General features: G+C 71.3%; 14 protein-coding genes. 7 read left to right on the forward strand and 7 right to left on the reverse strand.

Features of this window, described 5'->3' with window-relative positions; genetic code table 11:
• Positions 1-22: 22 nt before the first annotated feature.
• The gene (locus ACWGQ1_RS07670; RefSeq protein ID WP_136034769.1) at positions 23-856 is read right to left on the reverse strand and encodes a zinc-ribbon domain-containing protein; all 834 of its coding nucleotides are present in this window, start codon (positions 854-856) and stop codon (positions 23-25) included.
• Between the two features lie 68 nt (positions 857-924).
• Between ACWGQ1_RS07670 and ACWGQ1_RS07675 the strand changes: the two genes are divergently transcribed.
• On the forward strand, positions 925-1440 hold the full coding sequence (locus tag ACWGQ1_RS07675) for a GNAT family N-acetyltransferase (protein ID WP_136045644.1): 516 nt from the start codon (positions 925-927) through the stop codon (positions 1438-1440).
• 15 nt (positions 1441-1455) lie between these two features.
• Here ACWGQ1_RS07675 and ACWGQ1_RS07680 read toward each other — a convergent pair whose 3' ends face one another.
• The 6 genes from ACWGQ1_RS07680 to ACWGQ1_RS07705 form a co-directional block, all read right to left on the reverse strand.
• The gene (locus ACWGQ1_RS07680) at positions 1456-2856 is read right to left on the reverse strand and encodes a threonine/serine exporter family protein (protein WP_136036643.1); all 1401 of its coding nucleotides are present in this window, start codon (positions 2854-2856) and stop codon (positions 1456-1458) included.
• A 50-nt stretch (positions 2857-2906) separates the two neighbouring features.
• The gene (locus ACWGQ1_RS07685; RefSeq protein WP_136034775.1) at positions 2907-3935 is read right to left on the reverse strand and encodes a fatty acid desaturase family protein; all 1029 of its coding nucleotides are present in this window, start codon (positions 3933-3935) and stop codon (positions 2907-2909) included.
• 259 nt (positions 3936-4194) lie between these two features.
• On the reverse strand, positions 4195-8316 hold the full coding sequence (locus tag ACWGQ1_RS07690; protein ID WP_452312713.1) for a DUF7927 domain-containing protein: 4122 nt from the start codon (positions 8314-8316) through the stop codon (positions 4195-4197).
• A 332-nt stretch (positions 8317-8648) separates the two neighbouring features.
• Positions 8649-9083, reverse strand: coding sequence for a redox-sensitive transcriptional activator SoxR (soxR, locus tag ACWGQ1_RS07695; RefSeq protein WP_136034779.1), 435 nt, complete (start codon positions 9081-9083; stop codon positions 8649-8651).
• 122 nt (positions 9084-9205) lie between these two features.
• Complete coding sequence (locus ACWGQ1_RS07700) at positions 9206-10342, reverse strand: hypothetical protein (RefSeq protein WP_452312714.1); 1137 nt, start codon at positions 10340-10342, stop codon at positions 9206-9208.
• Positions 10329-10955 carry an RNA polymerase sigma factor gene (locus ACWGQ1_RS07705; RefSeq protein ID WP_247982153.1) on the reverse strand — a complete coding sequence of 209 codons (627 nt, stop codon included), beginning with the start codon at positions 10953-10955 and terminating at the stop codon, positions 10329-10331. Before ACWGQ1_RS07705 ends, ACWGQ1_RS07700 begins: the two co-directional genes overlap by 14 nt.
• A 159-nt stretch (positions 10956-11114) precedes the next feature.
• Here ACWGQ1_RS07705 and ACWGQ1_RS07710 point away from each other — a divergent pair, with 159 nt between their 5' ends.
• The 6 genes from ACWGQ1_RS07710 (at position 11115) to ACWGQ1_RS07735 (ending at position 16978) form a co-directional block, all read left to right on the forward strand.
• Complete coding sequence (locus ACWGQ1_RS07710) at positions 11115-12590, forward strand: MFS transporter (RefSeq protein WP_136044799.1); 1476 nt, start codon at positions 11115-11117, stop codon at positions 12588-12590.
• Positions 12591-12681: 91 nt separating this feature from the next.
• Positions 12682-14001 (forward strand): FAD-dependent oxidoreductase, encoded by a 1320-nt coding sequence (locus tag ACWGQ1_RS07715; RefSeq protein ID WP_452312715.1) that lies wholly within the window; start codon positions 12682-12684, stop codon positions 13999-14001.
• 128 nt (positions 14002-14129) lie between these two features.
• A complete protein-coding gene (locus ACWGQ1_RS07720; RefSeq protein WP_168442898.1) occupies positions 14130-14294 on the forward strand; it encodes a hypothetical protein in 165 nt (54 codons plus the stop codon).
• 56 nt (positions 14295-14350) lie between these two features.
• Positions 14351-14719, forward strand: a complete 369-nt coding sequence (locus ACWGQ1_RS07725) for a hypothetical protein (RefSeq protein ID WP_136034789.1) — start codon at positions 14351-14353, stop codon at positions 14717-14719.
• 173 nt (positions 14720-14892) lie between these two features.
• Positions 14893-16521: an MFS transporter gene (locus ACWGQ1_RS07730; RefSeq protein WP_372490598.1), complete on the forward strand. Its 1629-nt coding sequence runs from the start codon at positions 14893-14895 to the stop codon at positions 16519-16521.
• Between the two features lies 1 nt (position 16522).
• Entirely contained in the window at positions 16523-16978 is a 456-nt protein-coding gene (locus tag ACWGQ1_RS07735; RefSeq protein WP_136034793.1) for a MarR family winged helix-turn-helix transcriptional regulator, read from the forward strand.
• Position 16979 lies beyond the last annotated feature (1 nt).

The raw sequence follows: 16979 nt of genomic DNA on the forward strand, positions 1-16979 counted from the left end.
CGTCGCCGGGGGAGCGCGGCGCTCACGCGCGCAGATACGGGTCGACGAGGAGCGGGCCCCGGATCTCGCGGAGCCGCTCGACGAGCCGATCGATCGCCGCCCGGCCGAGCCCCGTGAGCTGCACGTCGTACGGGCCGAGGGGTTCGAGCGGACCGGTGCGCAGCCGCACGACCTCCCAGCCGGCGCCCCGCACCGCGCGGTCCTTGCGGCGGTCGGCCTCCTCGCGCTTGCCGACGTGCTCGAGCCCGTGACGGCCGACGGAGTCGTACTCGATCGCGACCCGCAGCTCGGGCAGCAGGATGTCGGGCCACACCTCGGTGTGCCGGAAGAACGGCCGCACGACCTTGATCGCGTTGAGGCCATCGGTGAACTCCAGCCGGTCGCGCAGCATCGCGCGCAGCTTCGCCTCGGCCGCCGACGCGGGCTTCGGCGCGCACGCGCTGAGGAACGGGGTGCCCTTCGGCAGGTCGGGGGTCTTCGTGCACAGCGCGGGGGCGGGCTTCTTCGGGCGGGCGGGCAGCGCGCGAGCCTCGCCCAGCACCACCGGCTGCGGGCGGGCGAGCGCGGAGCACTCCGGACACCACGACGAACGCCGCCGCACGCGCCCCGGTCGTTCGCGCTGCTCGGTCGGGGTGGCCGCGAACCGGTGCCCGAGCGGACACTCCCAGCACAGCAGCACGTCGGCGGCCAGCGGCACCTGCGACAGCGCGATGCCGTGGTTCAGCTCCGGGTGGTACTGGCGGACGAGCTCGGGATACGCCGACCACGCCGACCGGTAGGTGCCCACCGCGTAGGGCACGGCGGCACCGCGCGAGAACTGGCGTCTCGCCCACCACGTCGGCACGGGATCTGGCATGCGGGAGACGGTAGGCGCGACCTCCGACATCGGTCGCGGATGTCGGAGGTCGACGGCAGACTCCCCGCATGGACACCCTCGCCCTGCGGCCGTGGTCGCCCGCCGACCTGCCGCTGCTGCACGCCGCCAACACCCCGGAGATGACCGCGCATCTCAACGGACCGGAGAGCGAGGAGGAGATCCTGGCGCGTCACGAGCGGTACCTCCGGCTGCAGCGCGACGGCGAGGCGCGGATGTTCGCGATCGTCGACGAGAGCGGTACGCCGCTCGGCTCGATCGGGCGGTGGAAGGTCGAGGGGAGCGCGGGCCCCTCGTGGGAGACCGGGTGGTTCGTGCTGCCCGCGGCGCAGGGGCGGAGGGTCGCCGCGCGGGCGCTGTCCCTCCTCGTCGCGGAGGCGCGCGAGCACCACGAGGGCCGGAAGCTGCTGCTCGCGTTCCCCGCGGTCGACAACCCGGCCTCCAACGCGGTGTGCCGCCGCGGCGGGTTCGAGCTCGTGGGCGTGGCGACCGAGCGGTTCCGCGGGGCCGACCTCACCGTGAACGAGTGGGCGCTCGACCTCACCGCGACCCCTCGCGCGACCTGAGCCGCCGCGCCCGCGTCAGCGCCGCACGCGCGCCCTGGTCTTCGCGACGCCCGCGAGGGTCGCCCGCACGGGGGTGCCGAGGTAGAGGCCGAGGGAGGCGCCGGAGGCGAGCGCGATGCCGATCACCGCGGCGTCGATGAGCGAGCCGCCCGTGGCGAGCATCCCGGCGGAGGTGCCCGCCGCGTGCACCATCTCCAGCAGCCCCTGGAACACCGCGACCCCGGGCACGAGCGGCACGATCGCCGCCGTCGTCACCGCGACCGAGGGCACGTGCAGGTTGTGCGCGATCAGCATGCCGACGAAGCTCGCCAGCAGCGCGCCGACCGCGCTCGCCGCCGCGGGGTGGAGGTGCAGCGCCACGGTGCCCGCGTACCCGGCGAGCGTCAGGGCGCTCAGCAGCGCGCTCACCAGGATGATCCGCAGTCCCGCGCCGTTGAACACCGCCACGGCGACCGCGATGATGACGGCACCGGCGAACTGGTTCAGCAGCGGCCCGAACGGGGCGGGGTCGTCGGGCAGCCCCATCGTGAAGCCGAGCACGCCGCCCAGCTCCAGTCCGACGAGGATGCCGATCACGACCCCGAGGGTCTGCATCGTGAGGTCGAGGATGCGGCCGCCCGCGGTGAGCGCGAAACCGTCGATCGCGTCCTGCGCGGCACCGACCACGGTGAGTCCGGCGAGCATGAGCACGATGCCGGACGCGACGATGATCGACGGCCGGATGCCCACGAAGGGCTCGACGCCGGCGCTGCCCAGCGCGGACACCGCGACCGCGACGACCGTCGTCACGAACCCGCCCGCGATCTGGCTGAAGAACAGGGGCACCCGCAGCCGCGCGAGCCCGGCCTGGGTGAGCGCGGCGCACAGGGCCGCGACGAACGTGAGCCCGACGATGATCGGGGAGGCGCCCAGCATGATGCTCACGCCCACCGCGAGCAGCGCACGGGCCACGATCACGACCGGCTGCTGGTAGCGGAACGGCATCCGCCGGATCACGCGGAAGGCGGTGCGGGCGGACTCCAGGTCGAGCCCGGCGTCGATGTCGGCGACCAGGGCCTGCACGCGCTGCAGCTTGGCGTGGTCGGGGGCGGCGACCCGCACCACGCGCACCAGGGTCTCCGGCCACACCTCCCCGCTGAGGTGGAACGACACCGTGATCGAGTTGTAGGTGACGTCGACCTGCACGCCCTTGAGCCCGTACGCCTCGCACACGCGGGTGATCGCGAGGGTCACCTCGTGCGCGGACGCCCCCACCGCGAACATCGACTCGCCGATGCGGGTCGCGAGGTCGAGCACGCGCGGCACGGTGCGCTCGTCGATGACGGGCAGGGCCTCGGTGTGCGCGACGCTCGACGGGTCGGTGTGCAGCAGCCGGCGGACCGAGGAGAGCAGTCGCTGGGGAGAACGCGCGGACATGGAGTCCATTCTCCCGCGCCGCGAGGGCGCCCCCGGTCGGCCGGCGGCGGTCAGGCGCGGCGCAGCTGGGCGGCGGCGGGGCAGTCGAACGGGTCGCGCGCGGCGAGCCCCACCCGGTTGAGGTAGTCGATCACGATCGCGTAGGAGCGCACGAGGCTCGTCTCGGTGTACGCGATGCCGTTGGCGGCGCAGTAGTCGCGCACGATCTCCCGCGCCTTCGCCAGGTGCAGGCGCGACATGTTGGGGAACAGGTGGTGCTCGACCTGGTGGTTCAGGCCGCCCATGAGCCAGGTGACCCAGCGGCCGCCGTGGATGTTGCGCGAGGTGCGCACCTGCTTGGAGAAGAAGTCGAGCTTGGCGTCGGGCGCGATGATCGGCATGCCCTTGTGGTTGGGGGCGAACGACGCGCCCATGTACACGCCGAACACCGCGAGCTGCACCCCGAGGAACGCGAACGCCATCCCGAGCGGCAGCATCAGGAACACCGGGATCAGGATGATCGCGAACCGGGCGACGATGAGCGACAGCTCGATCCAGCGGCCCTTCACGTTCTTGCGGGTGAGCAGGTGCTTGAGGCCGATGTAGTGCAGGTTGAGGCCCTCGAGCGTGAGCAACGGGAAGAACAGCCAGCCCTGCTTGCGGGTGATCAGCCGCACGAGGCCGCGGGACTGCGCGGCATCGGTCTCGAGGAAGGAGATCGTGTCGACCTCGATGTCGGGGTCGCGGCCGACCTGGTTCGGGTTGCCGTGGTGGCGGGTGTGCTTCGAGTCCCACCAGTGGTAGCTCATGCCGACGATCCCGGCGAGGATGCGCGCGAGGCGGAAGTTCGCGGGACCGGACGACAGGATCTGCCGGTGCGCTGCCTCGTGCGCGAGGAACGCGATCTGCGTGAAGACGATGCCGAGCGCCGCCGCGATGAGCAGCTGGAACCAGCTGTCGCCGAGCAGCAGGAAGCCGGTGACGCAGCCAGCGAGGGCCAGCAGCAGGGCGCCGCCGACGAGCGAGTAGAACACGGGGGTGCGCTGCAGCAGCCCGGTCTCCTTCACCACCTGCTGCACGTCGCGGTACGCCCGTGTCATCGGGGGGAATTCGGCGGTGCCCGCGTAGGTCTGGCGGACGGGGCCGAGGGTGGAGGCGGGGGAGGCGGTTCGGGTGAGAGAGATGATGCTCTCCTGTCGATCGGGAGCCCTTGAGCTGTGGAAGCCAAGGGCGGATGCCGATCGCTGTCCTCAGGCTAACCCGGCCCGCATACGCCGCACGGCATGCGTCGAAGCGGCTCCGCAGATGACGAGAGCGGGGTGGCCGGATGGCCACCCCGCTCCCGTCGAGCACCGTCGACTACTCGGCGTTCATGTCGCTCCGACGACGGCGGGCGACGACGTACACGCCGCTGCCGATCAGCAGGAGCAGGAGCGCGATCGGCACCGACCACACCGGCAGCTCGCCACCGGTGGTGGCCAGGCCCGGCATCGGCGGCACGTCGTGCTCGGTGCGGCACGGCTCGTTGGCCGCGCAGCCGCCGCGCGGGTCGTCGGTGGTGACGACGTTGTCGATGTCGCCATCACCATTGCCCGTGACGGTCACCGAGTAGGTGATCGTCACCACGTCACCCGCGACGAGGTCGCCGGTCCAGGTGAGGTCCACGCCGTCACGGGTCACGGTCCCCGCGGACGCGACCGCATCGTCGTTGTACGTGGCGTCGTCGAGCACCGCGGTCAGATCGTCGAGGATCCGCGCACCGGGGATCGGTCCGACGCCGGTGTGGCGCACCGTCAGGGTGTAGTCGATCACGTCGCCGCGGTCGACCCGTCCCGGTGCGGGGTCCGATGTCTTCTCGAAGGTGTACGCGCCGACCTGGTGCACCGTGGCGCAGTCGGTCTCGCTCTGGCAGCCCGGGCTCGTGACCACGTTGGGCAGCTGCCCGTCACCCGATCCGATCGCCCCGACGGTCACGGAGTACGTGATCGTCGCGACCTCGCCGGGCGCGAGCGTCGCGTTCCAGGAGAGGTTCGCGCCGTCCATCGCCACCGTGCCGAGGCTCGCCGCCACGTCGCCGTTGTACGACGCGTCGTCGAAGACACCGGTCAGGTCGTCCGACAGCAGTGCGGCCACCGACCCGGCACCGTCCTGCGTGACCGTGATCGTGTAGTCGATCACCTGGCCGGCCGCGACCGTCGTGCCCGACACCGGGTCCGAGCTCTTCACGACGGCGTAGGTGCCGGTGTAGTGCTCGGTGGTGCACACCGACTCGGATTCGCAGCCGGGGCTGGTCACGACGTTGGTGAGCGTCGTGTCGCCACCCTCGACGACGGTGACCGAGTAGGTGATCGTCACCACGGCGCCGGGAACCAGGTCGCCCGTCCAGGCGAGCTGTGCCGTCGCCGGGTCGAACGTCGCGGCACCGCTGGTGGCGGTGATCGTGTCGTCCCACGTGGCGTCGTCCAGCACCTCGGACAGGTCGTCCGTGAGCGTCGCGCCCGTCACGGCGGCGAGGCCGGACTGGGTGACGGTCACGGTGTAGGTGATCGTGTCACCCGTGGCGACGTCGGTGCCCGGGGCAGGATCGGAGTCCTTCACGACGGAGTAGGAACCCGCGAGGTGGTTCGTCGTGCAGTCCTCCGGCGTGAGGCAGCCCGGGCTGGTGACCGTGTTGGTCAGGCTGGTGTCGCCCGCGGCGGTCACGGTCACCGAGTAGGTGATCGTGACGACGTCGCCCACGGCCAGGTCGCCGGTCCAGCTCAGCTCCTGCGTGTCCTCGTCGTAGTCGAGGTCGCCGGCGGAGACCTCCGCGTCGTCGTTCCACGTGGCGTCGTCGAGCACCTCGGGCAGCTCGTCGGTGAGGACGGCGTCCTGCACCGCCCCGCTGCCGGTCTGCGTCACCGTCACCGTGTAGGTGATGACGTCCCCCGGCTGGACGGCCGTCCCCGGTGCGGGGTCGGACGTCTTGACCACGGAGTACGCCCCGACGAAGTGCTCCGTGGAGCAGACGTCGGCGGTGGCACAGCCCGGGCTGGTGACGACGTTGAGCAGGTCGGTGTCTCCGGCGCCGCTGACCCCGACCGAGTAGGTGATCGTGGCCACCTCGCCCGGCTGGAGCGTGCCGTTCCACGTGAAGGCGTTCGTCGCGGGATCGAACGACGCGGTGCCGAGGTCGGCCGCCAGGTCGCCGTTCCACACGGCGTCGTCGAGCACCCCGGTCAGGTCGTCCGTGAGCACGGCGTCGACCGCGCCCGTACCCGCCTGGGTGACGGTCACCGTGTAGGTGATGGTGTCACCGGGGGCCACGTCGGTGCCCGACGCGGGGTCGGACTCCTTGACCACCGAGTAGGTGCCGTACAGGTGCGTCGTGCCGCACGTCTCGGGCGAGGCGCACCCGGGGCTGGTGACCTGGTTGATCAGCGACTGGTCGCCGTCTCCGGTGACGGTCACCGAGTAGGTGATCGTCACGACGGCGCCGGGGGCCAGGTCGCCCGACCAGTCCAGCTGCTCGCTGTCCTGGTCGAAGGACACCGTGCCGGCGGAGGCGACGAGGTCGTCGTTCCAGGTGGCGTCGTCGAGCACGTCGGAGAGGTCGTCGGTCAGCGTCGCGCCGTCCACGGAACCCTGACCGGTCTCGGTGACGGTGACGGTGAACGTCAGCTTCTGATCATCGGACACGGTCGTGCCGGACGCGGGGTCCGAGGTCTTCACCACGGAGTACGCGCCGATCGGGTGCACCGTCGAGCAGTCGTCCGCGGTCGCACAGCCGGGGCTGGTGACCACGTTGCCGAGACTGTAGTCGCCCGCGGGCAGGTCGGACATGTCGTCGACGGTCACGGAGTAGGTGATCGTCGCCGTCCCGCCCACGGGGAGGGTGCCGTTCCACGACAGGGTGGTTCCGGTCACGTCGACCGTTCCCGTGCTGGCGGCGACGTCGCCGTTGTACGCGGCGTCGTCGAGCACGTTCGCGAGGTCGTCGGTGAGCGTGGCGTCCGCGGGGACGTTGCCCACCTGTGCCACGTCGATCGTGTAGGTCACCACGTCACCCGACTGGACCGACTCGCCGTCGGCCGGGTCGGACGACTTCACCACGGTGTAGTTCGCCGCGGGTGCGACGATGATCTGCTCCTGCTCGTCGACCGGCGTGAAGGTCCAGTCGTCGATGTGGCGCACGTCGCCCCAGGGGCCGTCGACGCCGTTGTTCGCGTTGTTGGGCTGGATGCTCATGTCGCAGGGCCAGCCGTGCACGCCGCCGGGGACAGCGCTCGCCGTCCCCGCCCGTCCGTCCATCACGGGCGGAAGGCAGTCCGTGCGGTGGTTCGCGAGCTCCAGGGTCGTGTCGTTCCAGTACAGGGTGGACGACCCGGCCGCCGGGCCGTTGATCGCGGTCACGGAGATGCCGCCGCGGCTCTCGATGTCGGAGTTGACGAAGTGGATCTCACCCGCCTTGGAGATACCGGCGCGCGCGGCGAACTGCGTCGTCGCGGGAATCGGTGCTCCGAAGGCGTCGAGTCCGTCGAAGGACACCGTCTGCGCGCCGTCCCCGTTGACCGCCACGGTGATCAGGCGATCGCCCGCGGTTCCGTAGAAGCCGTCGGCGTCCGCGTCGACCCAGAGGTCGACCGAGCCGACGTGACCGCTCGTGGTGAAGGTGAACGTGCCGGCACGCGTGTCGTTGCCGGCGGGCGCGAACGCGAAGCCGGAGATGTCCGGTGTTTCCGGCGCGGGCAGCACGAAGTGGCTGCCGTCCACGGCAGAGGCCGACGCGGGGAGGTCGGCCGCGGGCGTCTCGAAGAAGATGTGGTACGGCACACCGCACGAGTCGCTCGGCTCGATGCCGGGGATCTCCGAGCCGGTGGGCGCTCCCATGGCCGCGCTGCCGTAGTACGGCGTGCACGTCCCTGGCATCACGTTGCCGAACTGGTTCACCTGGAACCGGCTCGAGATGCCGCGGAAGTCCGAGTACGTCGACCGGTACTGGTAGCCCGTCGAGCCGACGTACCAGAGGTCGAAGGTCGCCGGTTCCGTGTCTTCCATGATGAAGTCGTCGGACCACACGCGGCCGGGGATCGGCGTGCCGCCCGAGCTGACGGTGATGTTCCACTGGAAGGTGCCGGCGGCGGCCTGCGAGTCGGCGACGGGACGGACGAAGTCGATCGTCCAGATGCCGCTGACCGCCGCCGTCTGGGTGCCGAACGTGCAGGCGGTGCCGACGACCGCGTCGGCGGCCACGGTGCACTCGAACGTCTCACCGGACGGCGATGTGGCCCGGAGCGTGGCCGACTGGGATCCGACCCCTCGCACGAGCTTCGAGATGTCGCCGGTGAGCTGTTCGCCGGCGTTGACGTAGGCGAAGAACTGGTTGGTCTGACGAAGCGTCGTCGTGCCCCAGCTCTGGGTGGCCTCGGCGCTCGGAGCGGGGCCTCCGAGCGTGCTCACCCCGACCAGTGCCGAGGTGACGAAGAGCGATGCCAGGAGCATGCTCGTGAATCGGCGCACGCGACCGGGTGGTCGCGAGAGTACTGCTGCTGTGGAATCCACGGGTATCCCTTCAATGGTTGGTCGATCACGCCGGCGCGACGACACCGTGCGACGACGTGATGATCGGTTCCCTCGCGGACGCGCACCCGCGCCTGGCTGTCGGGACAGCCCGCGACCGTGAGGACGGCAACACGGATGGACGTGTGCCGTCTAGAAGGTAAAGGGTTACTCGTTACCGGCACAACGCCGTTCGGACGGCCTGGCGGCCCGACGCAGAGGTCTGGCCGATCGTCGGATCCGCGCTGGACGAACGTCGAGCGCGGCGTGCCCGGTCAGATGCGGCGGGGGCCCGGACCGTCGTCGCCGAGGGTGTCGTCGGGATTGAGCAGGCGGCACGCCTTGAGCGACAGGCAGCCGCAGCCGATGCACCCCGTGAGCTCGCGCTGCAGGTGTTCCAGCTGGGTGCGACGCTCCTCGAGCTGAGTGCGCCACAGCTTCGCGACCCGGCGCCAGTCGGCGTGCGAGGGCGGCGTGTCGATGGGCAGCGTCTGGAACAGCTCCTGCACCTCGCTGAGCGGGATGCCGATGCGCTTGGCGACGACGATCAGCGAGACGCGGCGGAGCATGTGCCGGCGGTAGCGGCGCTGGTTCCCCGCGGTGCGCGTCGACGAGATAAGGCCGAGCTGCTCGTAGAAGTGCAGCGCGGAGGGGGCGACGCCGGTGCGCCGGGTGACCTCGCCGATCGGAAGCAGGTCTTCGGGTTCCATCGTGCGCTCCCTTCGCTCGACCTCAACAATAGATGAGGTCTGCGCGGGTGCGGGGCGCCGTGGGGCGAGGACGGCGCCCCTCCACCGGAGAACGGGGAGGGGCGCCGTGGGGTGAGGACGGCTCAGCTCGCAGGAGCGGAGCGGAACGTGCTCGACCGGGAGGGGATGCCGTCGGGCAGGAATGGGGCGGAGCCGACCTCGACGGGCGGGTCGTCCTTCGTGTGGCGGTTCCACAGCTGTCCCGGCACGGCCAGCAGGAACTCGTCGATCTGGACGACGGCACCGGCCGCCGGGTCGATCGACAGCCGATAGCGCTGCTCGTCGGAGGCGTAGGCGAGCACCTTGACCGCCGTGGAGTCCTCCTCGACCGTGATGCCCGGAGCGAGGGCGAGGGCTTCGAGGAAGGTCGCGCGGTACTCCGGCGATCCCGTGTGCAGCAGGGTCGAGGTGGAGAGCGTGGAGAGCATGTGCTCGGCGGCCGGCACGTCGTACCGCTCGTACGTCCGGTCGAGGATCCCGCTCGCCTCCAGGTCGCCGTCGACGAGATCCGCGGACTCGGCGATCTCCGCGTCCATCAGATCCCTCATGCCCTTGGTCCAGGCCTCGAGGAAGGCGGCGGGATCGTGCGGGAAGTCCGCGGGCGACACGGGGAGCGTCTCCGGCGGCGAGTCCGCCGAGTGCGGGTCCTCGGCCACGGGTGGCGTGCCGAGGGGACCGATCTCCGTGCTGCCGTAGTAGTCGTTCCATGCGGCCGCCACGGCGGCCTCGTCTCCGTAGACGTCGGTGGAGTGGAAGCGGATCTGGTCGGTGACGTGCAGGGTGCCGTCGGCGTCGAGCCGGTATGTGCCGCTCCACTGCGACACGACGGCGCCGGTGGCTCCGGCGCGGATGTCGCCGAAGGGTGCGAACACGGTGTTCGGGCCGCCGACCATCCCGAGGTGCCTGGTGGTGATGGTGACCGCGGTCGTCTCCGAGGCGGGGGCCGCGGCCGCGGCGGCCCTGATGGACGCGGCGGTTTCGGTGAGGTACTCGGCGGCCGACGCGGCCTGCGGCTGGCTGACGACCCCGGGCGGCGCCACGGCGATGGCGGTCACGACGGCGGCGGCGACGGCGGCGCCGCCGAGCGAGACCACCGCGATGTGGCGGAGGGGGCGCGAGCGCCGGGAGCGGGCGATCTCCTGGTGCAGCGCCCGGCGGGGCGCCTGGGGGGAGGTGGGATAGGTGGGCCGGATCTCCCTGACCTGGTCAAAGATGTCCATGAGCGGACTCCGTCTCTGCGTAGCGGATGTGTGTGGTGGCCGAGCGGGGGGCGTGCGCGAGGCGCGCGGGTGCCGGCGGTGGGGGCGCGGAGAGTTTCGCGCGGATGCGGCTCAGCCGGGAGCGCACCGTGCCGATGGGGATGCCGAGCGCCGCGGCGATCTCCGGGTAGGTCAGATCGCCCCAGGCGTGCAGGAACAGCACCTCGCGGTCCCTGGCCGACAGCGCGGCGATCCGGGGGAACAGATCCTCCAGCTGGGCCGAGGCGTCCAGCCGGGAGATCGAGCGGTCGAGGTCGTCGACCGTGTCCTCGTCGCCGGCGCCGAACGCGGCGTGCAGTGCGCGCCAGTGCGTGGCCTGCGCCCTCCGGTGCTGCGCGAGCACCTTGGTCGCGATCCCCATGAGCCAGGGGAGCGCGGAGGTCCTGGTCATGTCGTAGCGCTTGCGCCGGCGGAACGCGGCGAGGAAGGTCTCGCTGACGATGTCGTCGCTGGCGTGGGGGCCGACCCGCCGCGCGACGTAGGCGGTGACGGCGGTGATATGTCGCTCGAAGATCTCGGCGAAGCGCTCCGCCGACGTGATCGAGTCACGGATGATGTCGTTGTCGTTGGTCACAAGAGGTATCCGCATCCCGGCCGCATCCGGTTCCAAACCGGTCCGCGCGGCGCTGCCGCTTGACCTCAACATTACTTGAGGTCATACCGTGACGGAAGGCCGCCGAGCACCGGCGCCACGGAGGTGATCGACCTCCGCCGACGCTGCAAAGGAATGCTCATGTCCTCACCACAGACGTCCACACCGGTCAGCGGGAGCTGGCGCGAGCTGCTGAGCAGTCGCTACGCCCCGATCGCCGCCGTGCTCGCCGGCGGCGTGCTGCTCGAGGCGAGCAACGTCTACCTCACCACGAGCCTCCTGCCCACGATCGTCGGCGACATCGGCGGGGCCGAGTTCTACGCCTGGACGATGATGACCTTCCTGCTCGCGTCGGTCGTGAGCGCGATGCTCGTGAGCCGCATCCTCACCCGTCAGGGGGCCGTGCGGGCCTACCTGCTGGCGCTCGGGCTGTTCGCCCTCGGCTCGCTCCTGTGCGCGGTGAGCCCCTGGATGTCGGCGCTGCTCGTCGGGCGCGCCGTGCAGGGGCTCGGCGGCGGCCTGCTCGCCGGTCTCGGCTATGCGCTCATCCAGCGTGCCCTGCCGGAGCGGCTCTGGGCCCGCGGCGCTGCTCTCGTGTCGGCCATGTGGGGCGTGGGCAACATCGTCGGCCCCGTCGTCGGCGGGATCTTCGCGCAGCTCGACGCGTGGCGCGCGCCGTTCGTCGGACTCGCCGTCCTGTCGGCGCTGATCGGACTGGTCGTGGTCCGCGCGCTGCCGCAGACCGCCCGTGCCCGCTCGAGCGAGTCGGTGCCGTGGGGGTCGCTGGTGCTGCTCGCCGGCGGGGTGGCGGCGGTCGGGGTCGCCGGCGTCGTGCCCGCGGGTGTCGGCACGGGCGTCGCGCTGGTCGTGGGCGTCGTGCTCGCCCTGTGGTTCGTGCGGCACGAGAAGCGCAGCCGCGTCGGGATCCTCCCCCGGGTCACGTTCGTGCGCGGCTCCTCCCTCGGGTGGGTGTACCTGACGGTCGCGGTGCTGGCCTTCGCGATCGGCACGGAGGCGTTCATCCCGCTCTTCGGGCAGGAGATCGGGGGACTGATGCCGTTCGTCGCCGGGCTGCTCGGTGCGGCGCTGTCGCTCGGGTGGTCCGTCACGCAGATGTTCACCGCGAACGCCACGGGGGTCCGGTCCCGGCGGGTGCTCATCACGGTCGGCCCGCTCACGGTCGCGCTCGGGCTCGCCGCGTACGGGCTGCTCCAGCACGAGGGGCCGTCGGCACTCGTCGTCGCGCTGTGGTTCGTCACGCTGTTCGTCGCCGGCGCGGGGATTGGCCTGGGCTTCCCGCACCTCACGGTCGCGGCGCTCGGCAGCACGCGCGATGAGGAGGAGGGGGCGAAGGCAGCGGCCGCCGTGAACACGGTGTTCCTCATCGCGAGCGCCTTCAGCGCGGCGATGGCGGGCGTGCTCGTGAACCTGGCGCTGCCGGACATGGTCGGCTCGGCGCGGCTGCTGATGCTGACCTTCGCGGTCGTGTCCGTGCTCGGCATGATGCTGGCGCGCGGAGCGAGCTGGGGCATCGGGCTGCGCGCGGACGCAGACGACGCGGACGACGCGACGCCCGCCACCACGGCGGTCCCGCGTCGGGCGCCGGACGCGGGGTGACCGGCGTCCGTCGAGGTGATGGGGCGGTGGCGGCGGGCGGCGATGGGTATCGTCGAGGCGAGGACGCCGATGTCCCGCCGCGGGAGGAATCATGGAACGGGTCGACACGGTCGTGGTCGGAGCCGGGGTCGCGGGACTGACCGCGGCACGGCTGCTGCAGGATGCCGGGCGCACGGTGGTCGTGCTGGAGGCTCGGGACCGCGTCGGCGGTCGCGTGCACACGGATCGGACGGACGGCGCCACCGACCTCGGCGCCTCGTGGATCCACGGCGTCGACGGGAGCCCGGTGGCGGCGGCGGCCGCGGCCTTCGGCATGCGCACGGTCGAGTTCACGGTGGGCGGCTACCAGGTCGACGGTCGTCCGATCGAGAACTACGGCGTGGACGGGCGGCGGCTGCCCGATGAGGCCGCCCGTGCCTTCGCGGCCGACGTGCACGCGGTCGATGCCGTCCTGCCCGAGGTCATCGCGGCGTCGGCGCCCGAGGCCTCGTACCGCGAGGCCACGGAGGAGGCCCTGGCGCGGCAGGGGTGGGATGCGGACCGCACCCAGCGCGTGCGCGAGTATCTGGAGCACCGCGCGGAGGAGCAGTACGGCGCGTGGATCGAGGACCTCGCGGCGCACGGGCTCGACGACGACCAGATCGACGGCGACGAGGTCGTGTTCCCCGACGGCTACGGCGTGCTGCCCGAACGGCTGGCGCAGGGTCTCGACGTGCGGCTCGGCCACGTGGTGACGGGCGTCGACTGGACCGACGGGGTGCTGGTGCACACGGGGCGCGGCGTGTTCGCGGGCGACACCGCCGTGGTGACGCTGCCGGTCGGGGTGCTCCACTCCGGGGCGGTCGACATCGTGCCCCCGCTGCCTTCGGCCAACGCCGACGCGCTCGGACGGCTGCGCATGAACGCGTTCGAGAAGGTGTTCCTGCGCTTTCCCGAGCGGTTCTGGGACGAGGGCGTCTACGCCATCCGGCAGCAGGGCCCGGAGGGCCGCTGGTGGCATTCCTGGTACGACCTCACCGCGGCGCACGGGCGTCCGACGCTGCTGACCTTCGCGGCGGGGCCGGCGGCGACCGCGACGAGGGACTGGGCAGACGAGCAGGTCGTGGCCTCGGTCATGGCGCAGCTGCGGCGGCTGTACGGCGACCGGGCCGTGGAGCCGGTGGCCGTGCACCGCACCGCGTGGCAGGACGACCCGTTCGCGCACGGCTCGTACGCGTACATGACGCTCGGCTCCACGACCGCCGACCACGACGATCTCGCGACGCCGATCGGGGGAGTGCTGCACCTCGCCGGGGAGGCCACCTGGACAGATGACCCCGCGACCGTGCCGGCCGCGATGCTGTCCGGTCACCGCGCCGCCGAGCGCATCCTGGGCGCGGCCGTCCCGATCGAGCGGCTCTGGGCCGACTGACCCCTGGGTGCTCGACGGGCGGGCTCGTGCTCGCGGGAGTGTGGGGCCTGGCGTGACGGCGGTCAAGCCCCTGCGCTCGGCCGTGGTCGCGCGCGTAGCGTCGGGGCACCAGACAGAGGAGGCACGACATGAGTGATCCGCAGAACACGCAGGGCACGCCGGGGGCCGACGAAGAGGCCGACACCGCCTCGGGTGGCGCTCCCGACGAGGGCGGCGACACGACGGACGAGGTGCTGGAGCGCGAGACCACCGACGACCAGGGGCGCCCGCTCGACAACCCGTCGGGCGGCTGACCCCGCGGGGGCGGCGGGTCAGGATCGGTCCAGGTGGCCCGGGTTACCCTCGGGTCATGCGCCGATTCGCCGTCGTCCCCCTCCTCCTCGCCGCCGGGCTCCTCGCGGGCTGCTCGCAGGTCACCCAGGCCGCCGGCGACGCCCTCGGGGTCGATGTGCAGGGCGCGTGCGCCACGATCGACGACGCCTACGCGCAGTACCAGGGTCTGCTCGACCAGGGTGGGGCGACCGCGGAACAGGCGGATGCGGCGCGCGATCGGCTGGTGGCGACGCTCGACGATCTGGCGGCCGGGATCGACGGCCACCTGGGGGACGTGATCGCCTCGGGTGCCGATCAGATCGATGGACTGGGAGACCTCCAGTCTCCGGAGACGATCCAGGCCGTGGAGCAGTTGCACGAGTCGCTGGGGGCGTTCTGCGGCTGACGCGGACGGGGCTCCCGGGATAGTTGCGTTTTCGCAACCATCGGCGTATGGTTGATCTCGATCAACTTTCTACGCAGGAGCGTTCCCCCTTGTCACACACCTCTTCTTCTCCGGCCGACGCCACGCGTTCGGCCCGCGAGGTCTTCACCGCGATCTCCGGCCTCATCGTCGGCATGTTCGTCGCCGTGCTCTCGGGCACCGTGGTGTCGACCTCGATGCCGGTCATCATCGCCGACCTCGGCGGCACGCAGTCCCAGTACACCTGGGTCATCACCGCGAGCCTGCTGGCCACCGCCGTCTCCACCCCGATCTGGGGCAAGCTCGCCGACCTCGTCGACCGCAAGGTGCTCATCCAGATCTCGCTGATCCTCTTCACGGTCGGCACCGTGATCGCCGGGTTCTCCACCGACACGAACATGCTCATCGCCGTGCGGGTGATCCAGGGCATCGGCGTCGGCGGGCTCATGTCGCTGGTCATGATCGCGGTCGCCCTCATCATCTCGCCGCGCGAGCGCGGCAAGTACATGGGCGTCGTCGGCGGGATCATGGCCCTCGGCACCATCGGCGGCCCGCTGCTCGGCGGCGTCATCACCGACGCGTGGGGCTGGCGCGCCAACTTCTTCGTCGGCGTCCCGTTCGCGATCGTCGCGCTCGTGCTGCTGCAGTTCACGCTGCACCTGCCCAAGCCGCAGCGCGACACGAAGGTGTCGATCGACTACTTCGGCATCGTGCTCCTGGCCGTGGGCGTGTCCAGCCTCCTCATCTGGGTGTCGATGGGTGGCAACCAGTTCGACTGGGACTCCTCGACGAGCATCGTGCTCGCCGTGATCGCCGGCGTCGCCATCGCCGGGTTCGTGGCGGTCGAGTTCTTCGTGAAGGAGCCGATCGTGCCGATGTCGCTGTTCCGCAACCGCACGTTCACGCTGTCGGTCATCGCCTCCATCGCGATCGGCGTCTCGATGTTCGCCACCTCGGTGTTCCTCGCGCAGTACTTCCAGCTCGCCCGTGGCGCCACGCCCACCGAGTCCGGCCTCATGACCATCCCGATGATCATCGGGCAGATGGGTGCGTCGATCATCATCGGCCAGCTGGTCAGCCGCTTCGGCAAGTGGAAGGGCTGGATGCTCACGGGCTCCGTGCTCGCCACGGTCGGCGTGAGCCTCATGTCCACGCTGCGCTACGACACCCCGTTCATCCTGGTCGCCGTCTACATGTTCGTGCTCGGGGCCGGCCTCGGCATGGTCATGCAGAACCTCACCCTCATCGTGCAGAACGACACCGATCCGCGTCAGCTCGGCGCCGCGTCGTCGAACGTCAACTTCTTCCGCACGATCGCCGGCACCATCGGCGTGACCGTGATGGGATCGCTGCTCTCCTCGAGCGTCGCGACGTACGTCAAGGACGGGCTCGAGGGCTTCACGCCGTCGAGTCAGGCGGAGGTCGACGCGCTGAAGCACCTCGCCTCGGGCGACGTGCCGAAGGTGGGCCAGCTGCCCGACGCCATCCGCTCGATCGTCGAGAGCGCCTACGGCCACGGTATCGCCGACGCGTTCATCATCGCCATCCCGCTCGCCGTGATCTCGATCATCGCGATCGCGTTCATCAAGAACAAGCCGCTGTCCACCAAGAACGCCGCGGAGCAGCTGCGCGAGCAGGCCGAGGAGTCGGTCATCGAGGTGTCGGAGGCCGAGGTGGGCGCCTCGCTCTCCACGGGCACGATCCGTACCACGCGGGCCGAGCCGGCGACCACCACGGGAACGGTGGGCGTGCTCGAGCGCGAGGATCGGACGCGGGAGCGCTGAGATGATCGCCCCCGACGCGGTCGGCACTGCCGACGTCGACACGGCGCTCAGCGACCTGCAGGCGCACCTCAACCTGATCTTCGCGCGGACCCGGTCGCTGTGGAAGGAATCCGCAGCCCGGGTCCACCCGGAGCTCCCGGTGGCGGGGTACAAGCTGCTCACGTTCATCGACAGGGCCGGGTCGGCCAATGCGCACGAGCTCGCCGAGCGCTTCGACATGGACAAGTCGGTCGTCAGCCGCCAGGTGCGGATGCTGGAGGAGCTGGGGCTGTTGGACTCCCACCCCGACGAGCGTGACGGCCGGCTGCGGGTGCTCACTGCGACCCCGGGGGCGTGCACCGCGCTCGCCGAGGTCCGTCGCGAGTACGGCACCCGGCTGCGGGCCGTGATCGACCAGCTCACGCCGCGCGAGATCGAGGCCGCGTCCAAGGCCTTCCGGCTGTTGTCGGAGGTGTGAC

The organism is Microbacterium sp. NPDC055599 (genome assembly GCF_053618975.1).

Bases quoted from the DNA above. Each gene is read 5' to 3' on its own strand.
- soxR (WP_136034779.1), bottom strand. From the start codon at position 9,083: ATGGAACCCGAAGACCTGCTTCCGATCGGCGAGGTCACCCGGCGCACC.
- ACWGQ1_RS07675 (WP_136045644.1), top strand. From the start codon at position 925: ATGGACACCCTCGCCCTGCGGCCGTGGTCGCCCGCCGACCTGCCGCTG.
- ACWGQ1_RS07670 (WP_136034769.1), bottom strand. From the start codon at position 856: ATGCCAGATCCCGTGCCGACGTGGTGGGCGAGACGCCAGTTCTCGCGC.
- ACWGQ1_RS07680 (WP_136036643.1), bottom strand. From the start codon at position 2,856: ATGTCCGCGCGTTCTCCCCAGCGACTGCTCTCCTCGGTCCGCCGGCTG.
- ACWGQ1_RS07735 (WP_136034793.1), top strand. From the start codon at position 16,523: ATGATCGCCCCCGACGCGGTCGGCACTGCCGACGTCGACACGGCGCTC.
- ACWGQ1_RS07685 (WP_136034775.1), bottom strand. From the start codon at position 3,935: ATGACACGGGCGTACCGCGACGTGCAGCAGGTGGTGAAGGAGACCGGG.
- ACWGQ1_RS07715 (WP_452312715.1), top strand. From the start codon at position 12,682: ATGGAACGGGTCGACACGGTCGTGGTCGGAGCCGGGGTCGCGGGACTG.
- ACWGQ1_RS07700 (WP_452312714.1), bottom strand. From the start codon at position 10,342: ATGGACATCTTTGACCAGGTCAGGGAGATCCGGCCCACCTATCCCACC.
- ACWGQ1_RS07725 (WP_136034789.1), top strand. From the start codon at position 14,351: ATGCGCCGATTCGCCGTCGTCCCCCTCCTCCTCGCCGCCGGGCTCCTC.
- ACWGQ1_RS07720 (WP_168442898.1), top strand. From the start codon at position 14,130: ATGAGTGATCCGCAGAACACGCAGGGCACGCCGGGGGCCGACGAAGAG.
- ACWGQ1_RS07710 (WP_136044799.1), top strand. From the start codon at position 11,115: ATGTCCTCACCACAGACGTCCACACCGGTCAGCGGGAGCTGGCGCGAG.
- ACWGQ1_RS07730 (WP_372490598.1), top strand. From the start codon at position 14,893: ATGTTCGTCGCCGTGCTCTCGGGCACCGTGGTGTCGACCTCGATGCCG.
- ACWGQ1_RS07690 (WP_452312713.1), bottom strand. From the start codon at position 8,316: ATGCTCCTGGCATCGCTCTTCGTCACCTCGGCACTGGTCGGGGTGAGC.